The following is a 16,185-nucleotide window of genomic DNA, read 5'->3' on the forward strand; positions in this document are numbered from 1 at the left end:
CTCTCCGACCGTTTTCAACGAAACAATTGTGGATGTTCATCCAAGCCCACTATAATGGGAAGAAGAATTTTCAGAAATAATTAATAGATGGAAGCTTGGGTAATTGGGGGAACAGAACGTGAAGAATGAAGTAACAGAGCAAAGACAAGCGTGCGACCAGACAGATGAAGCGACGAATGAAAATTGCGGTAGTCGCGTTCGTTTCTTTGATCGGAACACGCTTGAAGATATGGACTGGCCTAACACGGAGGAAGGCAGATATGCAAGAGCATATTTGGAACCCATGATGTTGCAAGGGACGGAGGGCTTCGTAGTAAACGTAAGCACAACCCTGCTCATAGTTCGGATCGACGATCTTGTTCTTCCGTTGACGGTAAATGAGGCGGAGTACGATAATGCTTACGTTTGTTCGCCTTATACGCATTATGTGCGGTATGCCAAGCAGGAGTTGATGCTGCTACGGAAACCGTTGCTGGAAAAAGGGCTTTCCGCGTTGCTCAGTGTAGTGGGGTGGGGAATGCAGCAATCACAAATAAACAAGGTTGTACATATCAACAATTGGCTGTTATCAACGAACCTGTATCCGGCTATGTCCGGTGAGCAGGCGGTTTGTCTGCTTGAAGCGGTAAGAGAGCGTTATCCTGAGCATGCCGTCATATTTCGCTCCTTGTGCCCAGGGCTTCACTCTGATCTGACGGGAAAGCTGAAGCAAGCAGGCTGTCAACTGATCCCGAGCCGGCAAATCTATCTGTACAGGGCGAGTGATCCGAATTTCGGCAATGCAAAGTCGCGCTGGCTGCTGAAGCGAGATTACGAATTGTTGGCCAAACACGGATATGAATTCGTTTCCGAAGCAAATCTGACGGAGGAAGATATTCCGCGAATCGCGGAGCTGTATAGGCTGCTATACCTTGAAAAATACTCTTATGATAATCCGCAATTCAGTGAACATTTCATTGCCACAGCAAAAGCTTCGGGAGCGCTGACCCTGTATGGTCTGCGGAAGGAAGGGCGTGTAGATGCAGTTATGGGATACTTCTGCCGCAATGGGGTGATGACAACGCCGTTGTTCGGTTATGATACGGCGCTACCCCAGTCCATCGGGCTGTACCGCATGTTGTCAGCTTGTCTGATTGGACAGGCCCGTGAGAACGGCCATCTGCTGCATGAGAGTGCTGGTGCTGCGCAGTTCAAGCGCAACCGTGGCGCTGTGTCGGATTTCGAGTATTCCGCTGTGTATGAGCGCCATCTGCCAATGAGCAGACGCTGGTGCTGGCTACTGCTTGAACGGCTTTTGAATCGCGTGGGTGTACCGCTGATGCGTCGGATGAAGCTGTAAACATGCATAATCAGCTCTTACATCCGCTCCCCATCATGTTTGCGCCTTAATCATGCATGTTCGGCCAACTGCACTTCGAAGCCATCTGGGTCTGCAATGTAAATAAATCGCAGATGCGGATTGGGCTGGACGGGGCCTCGTGCAATCGGGATGCCTAATGCGGCGAGCTGCTCCATGGCTTCGTCCAGTGAACTTACCTCATAGCCGATCGAAACACCGGCCTCTGGCTTGAGAGTGGTTTCGCTGCCCTCAATCAGTTCCAGCTTCGCTTCATTTTCCGGACCCAGCATGGCAATCTGCCGTCCACGGCTTTCGAATCTGCGCTGAATCGGCAGCCCGAGCATGCCGTGGTAGAAGCGGAGCGATGCTTCCAGATCGCGAACCCGCAGTGTGATCCAGTTTAGTCTGATCAACATAGGTGAATCTCTCCTTTTTTGGTCCTATTCTTCAACGTTATGCTTATTATACGACAAGCTTACCCTTGGATGTAGAAGTTACCTTTAAAAGTGAATTCGAAAAAACTGCCCAAGAATATTCCTGGGCAGTTTGGCCAAGAGTGCCGTTTAATGAGCGGGCACTTTTTTTTTATTGAATCAGATCAATTGCATCCTGTGACACAAAAGCTTCTACGCCATTGTAGACAATAACGCCATCCAGGGTTGTCTTTTTGCCATTAACGAGCGCGATATTTTTGTAGATTTGCAGTTCAAGCTTGGTGTTTCCCTTTGTTACGAGGATTTTCGGATTTTTGGCATCCGTAAGGTCCAGCTTGTACGTTGCTCCTTTGGCAGTAAAAGCCTGTTTCGCGGGTACAAACAATTGTTTGCTTACGCTATCGAGGTCAAGGTCCAGCACACGTGCCATGTATTTTGCCACATCCGTGTTGTCGATGACACCGAAAGGTCGATCATTATTTGGAGCATACGTGTACAGCACCACATCTCCGCCCGTATGACCACCAGTGGTCCAGCCGATGCCGGAACGTTTGCTGATCATCGGTCCAACCGTATAATTGAGGCTGCCCGGGCTTGCCGCTTTAATCGCTGCGATTTCCTCGGAAGTCAGGTCGGTAATGCCATAGTATTGCTTCATCACGGCTTTGATATTAGTGCGTTTGGCATTTAGCTTGGACTCCACACCTTCGCCTGTCAGCTTGGCCTTTTTCAGAGGTCCGATAAATGTGGACAACGGCTCTTTATCGTAAGTGCCTGTAGTTGAGGCATTACCGATAGTCAATCCACCGTTCTGGTGGTCGGTGACAGCGACAACGACGGTTTCTTTATCTTTTTTGGCAAAATCCATGGCAACTTTGACGGCATCATCGAATGCCAGCACATCACTGATAATGCCGATTGGATCGTTGGCATGTGCTGCCCAGTCGACCTTGCTGCCTTCAACCATCAGGAAGAAGCCATCTTCGTCTTTGGAAAGAACCTCAATCGCTTTAGCCGTCATCTGGGCAAGACTTGGCTGTTTCGCTGGGTCACGATCCATATTGTAAGCCATGCCTGCCGGGGCAAACATGCCCCACAGCTTGCCTGAAGTAGAAGCTTTCATCGCTGCCGGAGTCGTCACATAGTCGTAGCCCAGTGCTTTGATGGATGAGACCAGATTTTCGCCATCTTTGCGTCCCGCAGGCTCCAAGTAACTGCTTCCTCCACCGAGAACAACGTCCATACCGTTATAGACCTGCTGTTTGCTCAGTGCATCATAGTTTTTGCGATCCGGATAGTGGGCCGAGAAGTCAGCCGGTGTAGCGTGCATAATTTCGGATGTCGCAATAATGCCAGTTGCTTTGCCTGCCAGTCTGGATGCTTCCAGGATAGAAGCGACCGGTTTTTTGGCATCTCCCGGGGCGATGGCTTTTTGTCCAGGCATCGTTGCTTTATCCGGCAGCACTCCGACATAGCCTGTATGTGATTTGTGACCTGTAGCAAAGGCTGTTCCCGCAGGGGCCGAGTCCGCAATCGGCGCATCCGCAGAGTGTGTACGAACCATGCCACTAGCCATGGAATCCAGTGTAAGAGAGGAACCCTTGTACCAGCGAGCCAAAGCTGTTGCGTCGTTCGCCATACCGTCCGGGATCAGGATGATTACATTTTTGATCGGTGAAGCAGATGAGGTGGTATCTTCCACAGCCCATGCTGCACTACTACCTCCCAGCGTAGCTGTAACAATGGTTGTAACCGCGAGCATCATTTTGGCAGCACGGGTATTGAATCGATTTAACATGAACACATCCTCCTAATGATATGTATAGTTTGGTATCCAAAACCAGTGTATACAATCAATGATAAATGAGCGCATGTACTCGATTAACTAAATGTAAATTTTACGATTAGAGAAGGGAAGGCGTTTCAATCAGCCAGTGCTTTTCTGCTGACAGGCAGAGGGGCAGCGATATGCAGCAAGAAGCTTTCTCTCAGTATGGGCGTGAAGCACGTGTGTGGAAGTATCGCGAAACAGGATTAGCAACCTATGGTATAGAATTCGTAGTGTAAAGGTGTATGCATAATGATGAAATAGAGAGCTTGATGAGAGAGGTGAGTGACCATGATTGATATTATTGCGCTTCGACGAGACTTTCACGAACATCCCGAGCTGGGATTCACCGAATTCCGTACGGCTACCAAAGTCGTGCAGATGTTAACGGAACTGGGTTACCATGTGACCTATGGAAAAGATGCGATTGATGACACATCGCGGCGAGGTCTGCCAAAGCCAGAAGTGTTGGAAGATGCATATCAGCGTGCCATTCATGAAGGGGCAGATCCAGCGATTGTGCAGCAGATGCGAGGTGGGTTCACGGCGGTTGTCGCTGAGTTGCAAGGGGATCAGGAGGGACCTACAACGGCGTTTCGCTTTGATATGGATGCACTTCCGATCCGTGAGAGCCAGTCGGACAAGCATATACCACAAGCGGGACAATTTCGCTCCAGTCATGAAGGCATTATGCATGCTTGCGCACACGATGGACACACAGCCATTGGGCTTGCACTTGCAGAACGTTTGAGTAACCGAAAGTTCGCCGGGAAGATCCGTCTGTTGTTCCAGCCTGCTGAGGAAGGTGTACGTGGTGCGTATGCCATGGTCGAAAAAGGCATGCTGGAACAGGTAGACCGTCTGTTCTGTATACATCTGGGTACAGGTGTGCCATCCGGTCACGTCAGAGGGGCATCTGCCGGATTCCTAGCAACGACCAAGCTGGAAGCCCATTTTACAGGTGTGTCTTCTCATGCCGGAGCCACACCGGAGGAGGGACGGAACGCGTTGCTTGGAGCCTCTACGGCACTCCTTAATATTCATGCGTTGCCTCGGTTTAGCATGGCGGATACACGCATTAATGTGGGTATCCTTGAAGGCGGAACGGGGGCCAATATTATTCCCGAGCACGCACGTATGGTGATCGAGACCCGTTCAACGAGTGAAGAAACGAATCGTGAGCTGGAGCGACGGGTGCGTCAGATCATCGAGCACAGCGCGGCGATGCATGAGTTAAGTTCCTCGGTTGAAGTCATCGGCGGTGCAGTCCCTATTCGCTGTGATATGGAGCTTGCAGAGCTTGCTGTGCAGCAAACTGAAGGCATCGCAGGATTTACCCATGCGGAGGCTATTTCGGATGGTGCTTCACTCGGAAGTGAGGATGCCAGTTACATGATTCGGCGCGTACAGGAACAAGGCGGGAAAGCGACGTATATGATCATTGGCAGCGAGCTGCCTGCTCCGCATCACCATCCGGAATTCGATATTGATGAAGCAGTGTTGGTTCCTGCGGTGGAACTGCTGGAGAGATTGGCACGAACGCTCTGAAAGATATAACTACAATCAAGATGAAGCTTCCACTTACGCATCGGTTAAGGGGGTGAACATGCTTCAAGGCAAGAGCGCGAGCGATCTTACCAATCGCCAGATGGCTGAGGCGACTGCACAAGCGTTGCAGGCAAAGATCAAAAATGGCGGCGCGACCTTGGAGCAGAGCTGGATGAAACATAGACAAGTCCAAGTATTCCAACCCCAAATGCTGCAACAGACAATATATGGACCCATTGATGGCAAAACCTATGAACAATATGGTACCCTCGGTTGGCTGGGTGTTCCTTATGCAGCTCCTCCTGTAGGAGAGCTGCGCTGGAAAGCGCCGCGTGAACCTGAATCATGGACGGAAACAAGAGATGCCAAGATGTTTGCTGCAAACAGTTTGCAGATTTCTGGCAAAAATACAGCAGGCAGCGAGGATTCGCTGTACCTCAACATATGGCGTCCGAATACAACCAGCTCGAAGCTTCCGGTTATGGTGTTTCTGCACGGCGGCGGGAATATGACCGGATCAGGCAAGGATTTTCAGGGTGAACAGCTTGCGCGTAACACGAACAGCATTATCATATCGGTGAACTATCGTTTGGGAGCTCTTGGGTTCTTTCAAAATGCTGCATTGAAAACCGGAAATCCCCTTGATGATTCGGGCAACTATGGCTTGCTTGATGCATTCCGTGCACTGCAGTGGGTACAGGATAATATCGAGGGCTTTGGCGGAGATACAGGCAATGTTACGTTGGCCGGGCAGTCGGCAGGAGCACGTAATGTTCTGGCAGCACTAATCTCTCCCTTGAGCAAAGGTTTGTTCCAGAAGGCAGTTGCGTTCAGTGGCGGTCTGACCACGGCCGCACCGGAGGATGGCGAGAAAAAATCAGAGAATGTACTGGTGAAACTGCTTATGGAAGAGGGTAAAGCGACTTCTGCGGAAGAAGCGAGAATATGGATCAGTAAACAATCTCAACCAAAGCTGGAGAGCTATCTTCGAAAGTTGCCTGCGGACAAGCTGGTCACTGCTTTTGGTTCTACGGCAATCCGTATGGAGCCATTCCCACACCTGTTCCGTGACGGTACAGTCATTCCAAAAGAAGGTTTTCACGCCATTAGTAGTGGGAATTATGCTCAAGTCCCTGTATTGCTGGGCAGTCTGGAAACCGAGTTCTCCGGTTTTGCCTTTGGTGATTCAAACTTCGTGCAATCGATTAACGATGGAACCTTGTTTACAGATGAGACCAAGGCAGAACAGTATGCCGCAGCATTGAAATATGGCAGTGAGGCATATGCAGGTTTTAATGCAGAGCGGGTAGCTGAGCGTTTGACGGGTCAAAAAGGACAACCTTCCGTATATGCTTATCGGTTTGCCTGGGGTACACAGACAGGAGTCATCTCTGAGAGACTGCAAACGTTGCTGGGCGCACCACATGGAGCAGATATGGACTTCTACACAGGGCACGCGGACGGCATTGCCGCTTATTTCCCTGAAGGCTATTTTAGCGAAACCAACAAGCCTGGCCGTGAGGAGTTATCTGCTGGGATGGCAGCTTATCTGAAGCAGTTCCTGTATACAGGAAACCCAGGTAGTGGAGGTTCGAGTGAACTGGCAGCATGGACACCTTGGACAAAAGATGCCAAAGCGCCAATCATGCGTCTGGATGCGAGTAAGAACACTGCAGAAATTGGCATGTCCACACAGTATAATGAAGGCAAAGAAGCCGTGATGGCGAAGATGAAAAAAGAATTGCCTGATGAGACGTACAAACTGTTGACGGAGAAGGTATTTGCCGGACGTTTCTTCTGGGAATAAGAATGGACTGGATATGAAGGTATCTATATATAATAGCAGTATAGTAAGGATTGAGTAATGAGAAAGGACATGAGAGAAGCATCTCTCGTGTCCTTTCTTTGGTATCAGTATTGGAGAGCAGTTCCGCAGTGCAGCGTGTCATTTCGATTGGTTTGGGTGATGCGGGAGAGAAAGGCATCTGATCTGATCTGACCTCATCACCAAGCGGTTTATGGATCATTTTTAGTATGAAGTGTAGTGATCTCATCATGGGGCTGGTCTAAAAGAAGAAATTGAGGTAGAATTATTGAGAATTATTCTCAATTAAACAAATCTCTTTTTGAGATTCATGATCAAGTTATAGACGAGGTGAGAACACATGGGTTTCGATTCGTTAGCTGTCGTATACCAGCATTACTTAACGCAGGAACCATTCAGTCAGCAAGATGAAAATACGTATCTGCTCTCGGCTAAAGCGGGCAGTGGCAATATAAAAAGAGTAACCACGTATAGTGGTATCGAAATTGTGTATTCTCAGATTAATTATAGTGAGCCATGCTCTACGTTCTTTGCGTCGAATATTCCCATCATTGAGCTGCAATTTGCATTGTCAGGTGTGCGCTATGTGGACATATCCGGTCAGGAATATACGCTGGCCACTGGACAGGGAGCACTCATTATGATGCGTGATTTTGAAGCCTGGTTCCATCCGCCTGCCCAGGAGAATTATACTTCTTTTGCCATCGGAATTCCAATCTCGTTGTTCAATTATGCGGGTGCACAGTTGGCAACCAGCCAGTCCATTCGATTTCAGGACATTTTGGGACATTGTGTCTTCAAACCCATCGTATTTCAACTGGATCAGAGAATACGAACGATGATTGACAGTCTGATTGGGGAATTAAACAACCCCTATAGGTCTTCCTTAATGATGGAAGCGACCGCATTGGAGATATTGAATCGGTTTATGATTCAGCTGTTTGATCTGACGCATATTCCTGCGGGTTTCTCCAGAGAGGATATACGAAAGTTGCATACCGCCCGGGAGATTATGGAGGCATGTATGGTGGACCCTCCATCCTTGCTGGCGTTGTCCAAACAGGTGGGTCTGAATGATTTCAAATTGAAAAAAGGCTTCAAGGCACTATTCAGCACGACCGTATTTGAATATTTACGCCAGATTCGTCTGGATAACGCCATGAAATTGCTGCGAAGCCAAGAGAACAACGTCACTGAAGCAGCGATCGCAGTTGGTTACAGCAATATCAGTGCCTTTTCCCAGCAATTTTATCGCAAATTCGGCGTAAAGCCATCGGAAATGAAAAAAATATATTAATAATCCGTCTAACCGTTAATTGTTCCGTATGGAGGCAGTCGAGATTCTCTCAGCCTTGTATACTCCAGGTACAGTGGATACTGTACTGAAATATAAAGGAGTGTATGAGCGTGAACAGAATCAGAGGAAGTATCTTTTTTAGCGTATTTGCAGCCATGTTGGGTCTTATGCTTATTGCTCCCATTATGCCGCCGCTTATTCGTGAGCTGGGAATGAAAGAAAGTCATTCCGGGTTAATTATTTCACTGGGGTCCATCGCCATGGCTGTAATGGGTCCGGTATGGGGCAGATTCAGTGATCTGAAAGGCAGAAAGCCAATCATATTGATTGGATTCATAGGCATGTCCATAAGTTGTGCGTTGTTTGCTTTGGCGATGTATAGTGGATTAAATGCGTGGATCGGAGGAGGCCTTTTGTTAACTCTTCTGATTGTAACGCGGAGCTTGATCGGTATGTTTATTCCGGCAGTGCTATCCTCTTCTCAAGCGTATATGGGCGACGTGACGGAAGGGAAAGAACGGGGAAGCGGGATGGCACTTATTAGCGCCGCCAATGGGCTGGGACTTGTATTTGGCCCTGCAATTGCAGGCGCTTTTACCATTATCGGTCTGCTGTGGCCACTTTATTTTGGTATTTTTATTGCGGTCGCGGCATTTATCATTGCATTGTTGCTCATTCCTGCTGCCAAACCGGTCATTCAGGAGAAAGCGCCCAAGGTCAACCCGCTCCAACGCGGTTTGCGTATGTATCTTGCTGCCGGGTTGGTTACAATGATTGGCATTATGACGTTACAGGTTGTGGGTGGATTTTATTTTCAGGATCAACTCGCATTATCTCCAGGGGCTACAGCGAGAATGGTCTCGTTTGGACTCATGTTCTCCGGGGCTGCGATGCTGATCATGCAGGTGATCCAGATGAAATGGCTGAAATGGCAGCCGCGGCCGATGATTTTGCTCGGGTCCCTTTTTCTGCTCGCAAGCATGGTTTTGTTTCTGATCTCCAGTCAATTGATTGTCTATTACCTCTCATTTTTCCTGTTCGGCATGGGCTCGGGTCTGATGATGCCTGGTTTCATGGCTGGAGCTTCGCTGGCTGTCAGCAAAGAACAACAGGGCGGCGCAGCCGGATTGGTTGCAGCCATTCAGGGCATATCTGCCGTGATTACCCCTTTACTGACAACAACACTCTATCAGGTGGATAAACATATTCCGTTCCTGCTTGTAGCCATTCTGGTGGTTGTCATGAGTGTCATCATGCTGGGCATGAGGAAAAATCAAGCCAGTTCCGTAACCGGGTAAGGTTAACGGCCGAGCTGCACCACAACTTTGCGGCATAGAAATGTCGCCGCGAACCCGGACACTGCGTCCAATTGCACGCAAATCTGTTCGTCCTCGTATGCGAAACTCAGCTGTAAGCAAATATTGCTTTCCTCAGCGGGAGATATGCTCTTAAGCTGGATGTCTTCGAAGTGAAAGTCGACGTTTTGTTGCAGCTTATCTGTAGACGTATGGATCATCGTCAGAGACAGGTTTTCAGGGGTGTTGTCTTGTTCCGCGTTTTCCAGATGTACATTCGTTATTTCATCATAGTGAAAGGGTGGGAAATACCCCAACGTCTTAATTACGCTCTGGGCACCTTCGATGGAAGTGAGTGGTGAGAAGGTCGTTTCAAACTGCCAGGCTTCCATCAGCCGTGTCTCATAATGGGGACTTGTGTACAGCAGGATCAAACCAGGTCCGCATTCAATTGCCGTTCCGATAAATGCGGACCAGCCTGCTGTGCCAACCTCACCAACCGTAATTAAAATTTGATCATGAGCATGCAGTTTTACTTCATGATCTGAATTGAAGTGCACCCGCAAGCCCTGTGCTTGTACTTGCCAATCCGTCTGTGAATCAACATAAAACTCCTCCCGCTCCACAGACTGTATGCTAACGTTCCACGTTCGCTCCCCACTCATCCGATCCCCTCCGATATTCATAAGTAAAGAACAGGCAGGAATTCACTTGGCCTCGATTATCTCTGTGCCGCAGCTTGCATCAGTTCGTATATTTTACGGGTCGTGTTCACGTTCCGGACCGTCATATACTTGTAAACCTTGGAGCCTATGAGCTTGCTCATACCACTTTTGGTAACAAGTTCTTTACTGACGGAATATAAAATGGCTCCGGGAACATATAGCAATGTGCCGATTTCCGGTTTGATGGGCAGCTTCTCCAGAACTGAAACGTCATTCACTTCATCCCAGAGGAACATGACATCACTTTTGGCCTTGTCATCATTCGTCCAGTCCTCCGGAAGTGCCTGAATAACAGTCCGGACTTCATCCAGATTACGTACCATCACCTTGATCTGTAAGCCAAAATCGACAGCTATGGCATGTTCAAGAATCTGGGATAAATCCGTATTCGCATCCACGCGTTCCTGATGATCGGCAAAGATAATATTGCCTGAGTTGATATATGTCACCACATCCAGCAAGCCCGCTTGTTCAAACGTTTCTTTTAACTGTTTCATATTGATTTTGTTATTCCCGCCCACATTAATGCCCCGAAGCAAAGCAACATAGATCATGATTCAACCCTCCGTATCCTGTGATCCTTTAATTTTAACGAAACGACAAATACTCGAATAAATGTGCAGTATGCTCTTCTCCAAGCAAATCATTCAATATAGGTTCTACATGCTCCAGATATTCGGGCTTGGTTTCGTAGGTTTCCTCATCCTTCAATTCCCCAACATAGGCCCGTGCAGCTTCAATCAGGACAGCCAGTGCATTAAAAAAGTCTGTTAATGAATCGGCGATAAGCTGAGGTTCTTCACCTGCAAAAGCCGCATATACCGGAGAGTCCGGTGCTGCTGTATCTACGATTAATGGATCATCATTAAAATTCGCGATGACGACATGATTTTTATGCCAAGAAGCTGATTCCTCATAAGGTTCGTTCATGCCGATCCAGCGGTGACCTAGTTGCTGACGATGGAGATGTTCAGGTGCAACAAAGGAAATCAGTGCTGCATCACCGATCTCGACGGCTGCATTTTTCATTTTGAGTGTGCCTTTGGCCAGTTCATCCATCATCTCGTAGTGGCTGTACAGATATTGGAGCTCTGGAGAGAGCGGTATTCGTTCGTCCACGTCCGGCTGGCGATGTTGTCTGCGAGGACGCAGATCATGATTTTTGAAAAGTCCATAAGCTTCATTATATAAATCTTGCTGCTCCACAAAACGGATTAGGGCGGCATTCAGCTGTTCCATCGGTGTCTGATCCCTCCTAGGTGTTATCCATATTTTCAAGCAGTTACATTCACTCATAATCATAAGAATTATCATATATCAAAATGGTAAAATCGACACCCTGTGGTTATATAAATTGAACTAAACATTTACACGAGAACGGAGAGGACAGAAATAACCTGAAGAAGCGGCGGAGCGTTCGCCTTTATCCCCGGATTTTCACCTATGAAAAAGGAAATCAAAAAATCTGGGGATAACAGCGATCGGAAGGTTGTTCTGTCATCGGAGTGGCAAGTGTAAATATTCTTTAGTTCAATTTATATAGTTAATATTGAATACGTTTACATTAAACTAAGATCATGCTATACTTTTCTCAAATGAGGATTGTTACTGCTTTGGCAGGCAAAACCTGAATGTCGATATGCGTGGACTCTGTCCATCTCATATTGATGTTTGGGTTTTTTTGCATTTTATGGTCCATATTAAGTAGCAGGTCAACATCGCAGACATTCCCAAAACACATCGCGTGGAACACAGAAAGGGGAGCATCACGAACATGAGTACAGGAAAATGGTTAAACGTTTTGGCGGCTGGCTGCCTCAGTATGATTCTGATTGTCAGTGGATGCGCATCCAAAACACCGAAAACGGCCACTGAAACGCCGAACAAGACGGCAGAACAGGTACAAAATGATCCTACAGGAACGGCAGATCATTCAGCAACCAAAGCCAGAACGGTCATTACAACCGATGGTGAAGTGGATGATATGAACTCGGTCATTCGTTTTCTGTTATATTCCAATGAAATGGATCTGGCGGGCATTGTGCTGACTAGTTCAGTGTATCATTATGCGGGCGATGAGGAAGCAGGAATCAAACCTTTCCGCTGGACAGGTACACAGTGGGTGTACGATATGATTGATGCTTATGGGGAGATCTATCCCAACTTGTCCAAACATGCAGAGGGGTATCCGGAGCCGGAACAGCTTCGCAAGATGACTAAAATCGGTAATATCTCCGACAAAGGGGAGATGGAGAAAGAAACGGAAGGTTCCGAATTTCTCCAAACGCTTTTCCTCGACGATGATTCCAGAGATCTGATTGTGCAGACCTGGGGCGGTACGAATACAACAGCCAGAGCACTGAAATCGATTGAAGAACAGTACAAGGACACGGCTGAGTGGGAAACGATTCGCAAAAACGTTAGTGATAAACTGGTGCTATACATCATCCTCGATCAGGATGACAGCTATAACGACTATATTGCAAAAAATTGGCCGGACATTCGTATTCTGAACGACCAATCGAACTTCTGGCATTTTGCCTATGCGTGGAAATTCCATACAGAGGAAGTCAACAGCAAGCTGCATGGCGACTGGATGGTCAAAAACATTTTGGATGGTCATGGCAAGTTAATGGATATGTATGCATCCATGGGTGATGGCAAAATGATTGAAGGCGAGCTGAAAGAAGAGCAGCGCGGTAGTGCTGAATATCTGAAGAACAATCCGCAATATGACAAATACGATTTTATATCCGAGGGTGATTCTCCATCCTTCTTCTATCTGATTGACAATGGACTGCGTAGTATGGAAGACCCTTCCTACGGTGGTTGGGGTGGACGCTTCGGTGTGGTAAATGACAAGCTGTTCAGGAACAACGTTCTTGACTACGATCTGTATACCAAACAATATGAGGCTGAATACTCTCTGATGAGATGGTTCGACGATATCCAAAATGATTTTGCGGCTCGTGCCGATTGGGCCGTCGCAGATACCTTTGAAGGGGCCAACCATAATCCAACGCTCACTATTAAGGAAGGATTGGACCTGTCCGTCAGCCAGGGTGAGAAAGTAACCCTTCATGCAGAAGGCCAAGACCCGGATGGGGATCAACTGACCTACAAATGGTGGAGATATTTTGAAGCAGATACGTACAAAGATTCCAACGTCCAGGAGGAGAAAGTCCAGCCTGAGATGGCTGGAGATCTGCAACTTGGGTTGCATCGTGAACTGGCGAAGGGCGAGAAGCTGGATACGATTCAATTAGAGGGAAGTGACACCGATGCTGTAACGTTCACCGTGCCTGACGATGCCAAATCGGGCGATACCATTCATATCGTAGCCGAAGTACAGGATGATGGGGAGCATCAGTTGAAGCATTATCAACGTGTGATTCTCACTGTAAAATAGCTAAGAATAAAAAATAAGAACAAAGAGCCCTTTCGTGATGAGAGGGCCTTTTGGCATACGAAGTGGATTGTTCTTTATGTATCCAAAGTAATGAAAATTAATATTTCTTATCCATAACCCAACAATTTCCGATATAATAACCAGATAGGTCAAAGCAAAAGGATACTACGACGGAATCGGGTAACCCATGCGAATGAAGCAGCGAGCAGTGGTAGTAAGCCTTCATAATTGATTGATAACTGTCGATATAATATTCAGCACTATTATCTCTATTAGAGGAAGTGAATATATCATTATGAATCAGGTTGAGGCTGTTTTGGCAGCAATGCCATTTATTCGCGAAGCTACACGTCAGGATGTTTCCATATCGGTCATGGACCGAGAAAAGTTCCTCTTTTTCGAATCCGGCAAAGCCTTGAAATATGATTTTAAGGCAGGAGACCCAATTGCAGATATACACAGAGATTTTAAGATGTTAAAAAATGAATCCAAGACAAGGGAACATTATCCGGCTGAGGTTTTTGGTATCGCTGCGGATTCCTATTTCCATCCGATTAAGAATGAACAGAACGAGATAGAAGCAGTCCTGTGCATTACATATAGTATGGATACCCAGGATCAATTGAAAAAACTGATGAATCAGGCAGGCGAAGTTACAGGCAGACTGATTGAGGGTATCCAGCATGTAGCTGCTCATTCGGAAGAGTTGAGTGCAACCTCGGAAGAAATTTTGAGCAATACGAAACGTGCGGTCGAAGATTCCAGTAATGTGAATGAAGTGGTTAGCTACATAAAAGAAATCTCAGAGCAGACCAATCTGCTGGGATTGAATGCCGCCATTGAAGCGGCGCGGGTTGGTGAGGCTGGGGCAGGGTTCGGGGTTGTTGCCACGGAAATTCGTAAAATGTCCACAGGGACCAAAGAAGCCACGGGACGAATTGAGCAGTCTCTTGACGCTGTCAAAAAATCCGTGTTGAACATGGAGCAGGAGATTGCCCAAATTTCAGTTTCTTCACAAGAGCAGGCCAAACTGGTCACAGAGTTTATGAATGTGATCGATCAATTGAACGAAACCAATCATGGATTGCGGCAACTGGTCGAAAAAATAACGGACGACGCTGAATATTAAATTGCGTCGTTAAGCCTTCAGACCAAAGCCTGAAGCTCAAAAAACGCTCAACCACAATTGTGGCTGAGCGTTTTTTTCGGCTTGCTTAGAGCTTTACCGAAATGAAGCATATCAATTTTAAATCTCTGTTTGTTAGGAGTACTGTTTATTTAGCAAAGCGGTATCGTAGTATTCTTCAAACGATTTAATCTTGTTATGTTCGAATTTGAAGATTTGCACATAGATGCCGTTATACTTGATTTTTTTATCCTTACCCCATGGGCCGTTGGCGGTGATATCAATGTTGCTTCGTGTTTTGGTGATGATCGTATTCGGATTTTCACCGACCATGAACTCATCGATAGTCCAATCAAACGTACCTTTCATATCATTGAAGATCGGGTTAAAGAAGCTTTTTACTGCATCCCAGCCTTCCTGCACAGAGTCGTGCAGAACAGCTACATCTTCTGTGGTGAATGGCGTGATAACTGCCGGATTGTCTTCAACCCACAGTGAGTAAAATTGGTCTGTATCTCCCAGATATAACGAGAAAAATTCTATAATGACATCCATGTTTTTGCGGGCGTCTTCATTGGCGGTGTCCATTGAGGCATTAACGGTTACATTTTTGATTGTTTTGGAATCCATATATTCCACTCCCCTTTCACATCAAAGTATAAATTAAAGAATCTTAAATCATAATAGACTGTTTTGATAGAGTGTAAAAAAACTGGACATATGCGTCGATATGTAAAGAATATAGCCAAGCTGACCATGGCAGCGTTAGTACCTCAGGAGGAGGATACATATGCTTAGAAGAATCACACCCAAAGAACTTTTGGCAGAGTCCCTGATTGATTTGGCCAAACGGAATCCGATTCAATCCATCACCGTCACGAACATAACGGATCATTGTCAGGTAAGCAGACAGATGTTCTATTATCATTTTTCCAGTAAGTACGACCTGATTGCCTGGATCTATAGTGACAAAGCCGATAAAATCATTAATCAATACATTGAGAAGGAGCCCTGGGGACGAGTAGCCGGAAGAATCGTGGCGTTTATCCAAGAGGATTATCTCTATTTCAAAAAAGTATTTGACGATGATACACATTTATCATTTTATAATATTATTTTTCAATATACGGTAGAGTGTCACACCAAGTATATTCAGAAAAAAATGGGTCTCGCCTCGTTGCCTCTAGATATAGTTTTTGCGATCCAGTTCAATGCTTACGGAGGAGTCAATGTCACCAAAGACTGGCTTGAAAATGGCATGAGGGAAACACCCGCCGAACTGGGCGAATTAATTTTCTCCGCCATGCCTCAGCCTATTCGAACGTATTTTGACAACGAATCGTAGAATCACTTCACCGG

General features: G+C 46.8%; 15 protein-coding genes. 9 read left to right on the forward strand and 6 right to left on the reverse strand.

The features are described 5' to 3' along the window. The first annotated feature begins 118 nt into the window (after positions 1–118). Positions 119–1,339, forward strand: a complete 1,221-nt coding sequence (locus ACFVQB_RS20585; protein ID WP_379443205.1) for a GNAT family N-acetyltransferase — start codon at positions 119–121, stop codon at positions 1,337–1,339. 50 nt (positions 1,340–1,389) lie between these two features. On the opposite strand, the gene ACFVQB_RS20590 is transcribed toward ACFVQB_RS20585, so the two are convergent. Both ACFVQB_RS20590 and ACFVQB_RS20595 read right to left on the reverse strand, forming a co-directional pair. After that, positions 1,390–1,755 (reverse strand): VOC family protein, encoded by a 366-nt coding sequence (locus ACFVQB_RS20590; protein WP_379443208.1) that lies wholly within the window; start codon positions 1,753–1,755, stop codon positions 1,390–1,392. A gap of 169 nt (positions 1,756–1,924) precedes the next feature. Next, the gene (locus ACFVQB_RS20595; protein ID WP_379443212.1) at positions 1,925–3,571 is read right to left on the reverse strand and encodes an alkaline phosphatase; all 1,647 of its coding nucleotides are present in this window, start codon (positions 3,569–3,571) and stop codon (positions 1,925–1,927) included. A 321-nt stretch (positions 3,572–3,892) separates the two neighbouring features. Between ACFVQB_RS20595 and ACFVQB_RS20600 the strand changes: the two genes are divergently transcribed. From ACFVQB_RS20600 to ACFVQB_RS20620, 5 genes are all read left to right on the forward strand, one after another. Next, positions 3,893–5,149, forward strand: coding sequence for an amidohydrolase (locus ACFVQB_RS20600; RefSeq protein WP_379443215.1), 1,257 nt, complete (start codon positions 3,893–3,895; stop codon positions 5,147–5,149). Between the two features lie 58 nt (positions 5,150–5,207). Continuing rightward, positions 5,208–6,956: a carboxylesterase/lipase family protein gene (locus ACFVQB_RS20605; protein WP_379443219.1), complete on the forward strand. Its 1,749-nt coding sequence runs from the start codon at positions 5,208–5,210 to the stop codon at positions 6,954–6,956. 50 nt (positions 6,957–7,006) lie between these two features. Continuing rightward, positions 7,007–7,138 carry a hypothetical protein gene (locus ACFVQB_RS20610; protein ID WP_379443222.1) on the forward strand — a complete coding sequence of 44 codons (132 nt, stop codon included), beginning with the start codon at positions 7,007–7,009 and terminating at the stop codon, positions 7,136–7,138. A 176-nt stretch (positions 7,139–7,314) separates the two neighbouring features. Next, on the forward strand, positions 7,315–8,271 hold the full coding sequence (locus tag ACFVQB_RS20615) for a helix-turn-helix transcriptional regulator (protein ID WP_379443226.1): 957 nt from the start codon (positions 7,315–7,317) through the stop codon (positions 8,269–8,271). 110 nt (positions 8,272–8,381) lie between these two features. Then, complete coding sequence (locus tag ACFVQB_RS20620; RefSeq protein WP_379443229.1) at positions 8,382–9,569, forward strand: MFS transporter; 1,188 nt, start codon at positions 8,382–8,384, stop codon at positions 9,567–9,569. A 2-nt stretch (positions 9,570–9,571) separates the two neighbouring features. Here ACFVQB_RS20620 and ACFVQB_RS20625 read toward each other — a convergent pair whose 3' ends face one another. From ACFVQB_RS20625 to ACFVQB_RS20635, 3 genes are read right to left on the reverse strand one after another with little or no spacing between them, the layout of a single operon-like run. Continuing rightward, positions 9,572–10,231, reverse strand: a complete 660-nt coding sequence (locus tag ACFVQB_RS20625) for an Imm50 family immunity protein (protein WP_379443232.1) — start codon at positions 10,229–10,231, stop codon at positions 9,572–9,574. 56 nt (positions 10,232–10,287) lie between these two features. Further along, a complete protein-coding gene (locus tag ACFVQB_RS20630) occupies positions 10,288–10,845 on the reverse strand; it encodes a DUF1697 domain-containing protein (protein ID WP_379443236.1) in 558 nt (185 codons plus the stop codon). Between the two features lie 34 nt (positions 10,846–10,879). Continuing rightward, positions 10,880–11,530 carry a hypothetical protein gene (locus ACFVQB_RS20635; protein ID WP_379443240.1) on the reverse strand — a complete coding sequence of 217 codons (651 nt, stop codon included), beginning with the start codon at positions 11,528–11,530 and terminating at the stop codon, positions 10,880–10,882. A 535-nt stretch (positions 11,531–12,065) separates the two neighbouring features. On the opposite strand from ACFVQB_RS20635, the gene ACFVQB_RS20640 reads away from it, so the two are divergent. Together ACFVQB_RS20640 and ACFVQB_RS20645 are read left to right on the forward strand one after the other, a co-directional pair. After that, positions 12,066–13,700: a DUF1593 domain-containing protein gene (locus ACFVQB_RS20640; protein WP_379443244.1), complete on the forward strand. Its 1,635-nt coding sequence runs from the start codon at positions 12,066–12,068 to the stop codon at positions 13,698–13,700. A gap of 295 nt (positions 13,701–13,995) precedes the next feature. Continuing rightward, positions 13,996–14,829, forward strand: a complete 834-nt coding sequence (locus ACFVQB_RS20645) for a methyl-accepting chemotaxis protein (RefSeq protein ID WP_379443248.1) — start codon at positions 13,996–13,998, stop codon at positions 14,827–14,829. A 132-nt stretch (positions 14,830–14,961) separates the two neighbouring features. Here ACFVQB_RS20645 and ACFVQB_RS20650 read toward each other — a convergent pair whose 3' ends face one another. Next, complete coding sequence (locus ACFVQB_RS20650; RefSeq protein WP_379443253.1) at positions 14,962–15,456, reverse strand: nuclear transport factor 2 family protein; 495 nt, start codon at positions 15,454–15,456, stop codon at positions 14,962–14,964. A 160-nt stretch (positions 15,457–15,616) separates the two neighbouring features. Here ACFVQB_RS20650 and ACFVQB_RS20655 point away from each other — a divergent pair, with 160 nt between their 5' ends. Beyond that, positions 15,617–16,171, forward strand: coding sequence for a TetR/AcrR family transcriptional regulator C-terminal domain-containing protein (locus tag ACFVQB_RS20655; RefSeq protein ID WP_379443257.1), 555 nt, complete (start codon positions 15,617–15,619; stop codon positions 16,169–16,171). Positions 16,172–16,185: the final 14 nt, after the last annotated feature.

The sequence above is a fragment of the Paenibacillus sp. NPDC057886 genome (assembly GCF_042796655.1).
Classification (GTDB): domain Bacteria; phylum Bacillota; class Bacilli; order Paenibacillales; family Paenibacillaceae; genus Paenibacillus.

Excerpts from the sequence above, each read along its gene's own strand:
- ACFVQB_RS20590 (WP_379443208.1), bottom strand. The coding sequence starts at position 1,755 with ATGTTGATCAGACTAAACTGGATCACACTGCGGGTTCGCGATCTGGAA.
- ACFVQB_RS20595 (WP_379443212.1), bottom strand. The coding sequence starts at position 3,571 with ATGTTAAATCGATTCAATACCCGTGCTGCCAAAATGATGCTCGCGGTT.
- ACFVQB_RS20600 (WP_379443215.1), top strand. The coding sequence starts at position 3,893 with ATGATTGATATTATTGCGCTTCGACGAGACTTTCACGAACATCCCGAG.
- ACFVQB_RS20605 (WP_379443219.1), top strand. The coding sequence starts at position 5,208 with ATGCTTCAAGGCAAGAGCGCGAGCGATCTTACCAATCGCCAGATGGCT.
- ACFVQB_RS20615 (WP_379443226.1), top strand. The coding sequence starts at position 7,315 with ATGGGTTTCGATTCGTTAGCTGTCGTATACCAGCATTACTTAACGCAG.
- ACFVQB_RS20625 (WP_379443232.1), bottom strand. The coding sequence starts at position 10,231 with ATGAGTGGGGAGCGAACGTGGAACGTTAGCATACAGTCTGTGGAGCGG.
- ACFVQB_RS20630 (WP_379443236.1), bottom strand. The coding sequence starts at position 10,845 with ATGATCTATGTTGCTTTGCTTCGGGGCATTAATGTGGGCGGGAATAAC.
- ACFVQB_RS20635 (WP_379443240.1), bottom strand. The coding sequence starts at position 11,530 with ATGGAACAGCTGAATGCCGCCCTAATCCGTTTTGTGGAGCAGCAAGAT.
- ACFVQB_RS20640 (WP_379443244.1), top strand. The coding sequence starts at position 12,066 with ATGAGTACAGGAAAATGGTTAAACGTTTTGGCGGCTGGCTGCCTCAGT.
- ACFVQB_RS20645 (WP_379443248.1), top strand. The coding sequence starts at position 13,996 with ATGAATCAGGTTGAGGCTGTTTTGGCAGCAATGCCATTTATTCGCGAA.
- ACFVQB_RS20650 (WP_379443253.1), bottom strand. The coding sequence starts at position 15,456 with ATGGATTCCAAAACAATCAAAAATGTAACCGTTAATGCCTCAATGGAC.
- ACFVQB_RS20655 (WP_379443257.1), top strand. The coding sequence starts at position 15,617 with ATGCTTAGAAGAATCACACCCAAAGAACTTTTGGCAGAGTCCCTGATT.